This is a genomic window from Bartonella sp. MR30HLJHH (assembly GCF_042194195.1).
In the GTDB taxonomy this organism is placed as follows: domain Bacteria; phylum Pseudomonadota; class Alphaproteobacteria; order Rhizobiales; family Rhizobiaceae; genus Bartonella; species Bartonella grahamii.
Genome location: NZ_JBHIMO010000058.1, coordinates 1 through 2,579, shown reverse-complemented (window position 1 = coordinate 2,579; position 2,579 = coordinate 1). Strand labels below are relative to the sequence as shown.

The window sequence follows — 2,579 nt, the reverse complement described above, 5'->3', positions numbered from 1 at the left end:
TTTAATGTTCCCGATTTTCGAGGGATGTTTTTACGGGGTGTTGATGGAGGGCGCAATATTGATGAGGGGCGTTCTTTTGCAAGTGTGCAAACAGATTTAATCGAGTCTCACCAACATCAAGGACAGAGCCTTTCGATGTCTCATTTTACCAGCAACGAAAACTTTTGGGATGGGAATACGACGGATGTGTTGGGCTATCGTCTAGGCTTGTTTGGGGGGAGCTCTCTAGCGAATTTTATGGGCATAGAGCGTGAGAATTTAGGGGGCTACATTGTAAGTTCTCATACTCTTGATGAGAGCCAAGAGGTTGTTTTGGAGAGCACTGGTGAAGGCGAGACGCGTCCAGTAAATGTGAGTGTTCTGTTTGCGATTAAGACATGAGGTTAAAATGTCGACGATCTATGATTGGTCTTTAAATGCCTCCTTGAATGCCTATTGTGATGATTTGATTGATTGGTCAAAAGGACAGCGCCCTAGCAGCGTGAATAATAGCGCCCGTGTGATGATGCAGCGTGTGCGTGAATATTTATCCGATACGAGTAGTGTAATTGAAAGCACTTTTACGGTTGATGCTGAACAACAGACGACGTTGATAAGACTTCAAAGTAAATCGCATTTTTTGAAATATAAGAATGGGATATCAATATATTTTAAAGCGAAGGGTAAGAATGTTGGGGAAACCGCAATTGCTTTGAATGATTTAGCCGCTAAACCTGTTTACAAGGCGACGGAATTAGGCATTCGTGCATTATCTGGAGGTGAACTTCAAAGGGGGTGCATTTATAGCTTGGTTTATAGGGATCATGCTTGGCAAGTTTTAAATCCTACGCCTCTTTCTTTATCACAAGAACCGGTTATTCCCGTTTATCCTACGGGGACGATAGGGATTTTTGGGATGCAAGTTTTGCCAGATGGCTGGTTACCCTGTGATGGGAAGGCTTATTTGCGCAGTGATTATCCTGCTCTTTATGATGCGATAGGGATCAGATGGGGTGGAGCTGATAGTTGGACGAAGTTTAATGTTCCCGATTTGCGTGGTGTTTTTTTACGAGGTGTTGATGATGACCGCGAGATAGACCGCTTTCGTTATCTTGGCACTTTACAAAATGACGCTATGAGAAAGCATGATCATGGGGGTCAATCCTTTACGATTTTGAATGATGAAAATCAGGAAGAGAGTTGGCATGGTGATATGACGATCATCTGGGGATATGTGTTGAATGACCAGCAAAGATTGAAACTTGCCGAACGTTTGGGTGTGAGGGCAGAGGATATACGCGTGCACCATAAGCTAGCCTTTCCCCATTCCCACCTTCACATGCGTGATGTTGCATTGGCAAGTTCAGGTGTAAGTGAGACGCGCCCGATTAATATGAGTGTTGTGTTTGGAATCAAGACGTGAGGTTCAGATGTCCACGATTTATGATTGGTCTTTAACGGCATCTGAGAATGGTGGTGCTGATGCTTTAATTAATTGGTCAGAGGGACAGCATCCTAACACGGTTAATAATAGCGCTCGTTTTATGATGCAAAGGATAAGTGAGTATTTATCGGATACGGGCGGCGTGCTTGAAGGGATTGTGACGGTTGATAATAACCAAAAGACGAGCGTGATAAGGCTTCTAAGCCAATCGGCATTTTTAGAGTATAAGAATGGGATATCGGTTTGTTTTAAAGCAAAGGGCAAGAATGTTGGGGCGACAACAATTGCTTTGAATAATTTAGCTGGCAAACCTGTTTATAAGGCGACAGAAACCGGTTTATTAGCCTTGTCGGGAGGAGAGATACAAGATGGTTGTCTTTATACAGTCATGTATGATGAAGAACTTTCGGGGTGGCAAGTTCTCAACCCGACAAGGGGTAAAGTTTCTTCCTTAAAACGCTTACCCTCCGGTCTGATAGGACCGTTTGCAATGGAACGCTTGCCGGATGGTTGGTTGCCATGTGATGGAAGTGCTTATTCACGGTATGTTTATTGGGACTTATTTTGTGTCATAGGAACGACGTGGGGAGAAGGGGATGGCGTTGAGACGTTTAATGTTCCCGATTTTCGGGGGCTATTTTTACGGGGACTTGATAATGAACGCAATTTAGACCCTTGGCGTTCTTTTGCAAGTATACAACCCTGTTCTTTAAAAGCGCATGAACATTTTATAGGTCCAGCGTCATCAGAAGGTCTTTCTTCTCGTAAAAAACGGGATGTTTCTTCTTCTGAAGTTTCTTTGCAAAGGCGAAAGAGAGCTATAGACGAAGAGTGTGTAGGTTTGAGTGGGGATAGCTTAAAGAAATGTCATGAAGAATTTGACCGAATAGTGGGCATTTCAGAGGTTCCATTTTGGTTTACAGAAAAAGATAAACCGCCTCGTTTACCTTGGTTTATCAGGAGCCCGTTTGCTAATTTTTTATATTATTCAACGCCTATAACAGAAGGGCTGAATGACAGAGAGCATCATGAACATCACCTTATGGCAGAGAGGGTTGGTGGTGTTGAAACGCGCCCCGTTAATGTGAGTGTCATTTATGGGATCAAGACATGAGGAGTTGAAATGTCATTAAAACCGTTTGCGATATCAGAGATT

At 43.2% G+C, this 2,579-nt stretch carries 2 protein-coding genes and 1 pseudogene; all 3 read left to right on the top strand.

What is annotated here, in order from left to right:
* Positions 1-381, top strand: a pseudogene (locus ACFIKR_RS09155) (phage tail protein); the annotation flags it as partial.
* A gap of 7 nt (positions 382-388) precedes the next feature.
* Positions 389-1,402 carry a phage tail protein gene (locus ACFIKR_RS09150; protein WP_375659625.1) on the top strand — a complete coding sequence of 338 codons (1,014 nt, stop codon included), beginning with the start codon at positions 389-391 and terminating at the stop codon, positions 1,400-1,402.
* 7 nt (positions 1,403-1,409) lie between these two features.
* Complete coding sequence (locus tag ACFIKR_RS09145; RefSeq protein ID WP_375659624.1) at positions 1,410-2,537, top strand: phage tail protein; 1,128 nt, start codon at positions 1,410-1,412, stop codon at positions 2,535-2,537.
* The last annotated feature ends 42 nt before the right edge of the window (positions 2,538-2,579 follow it).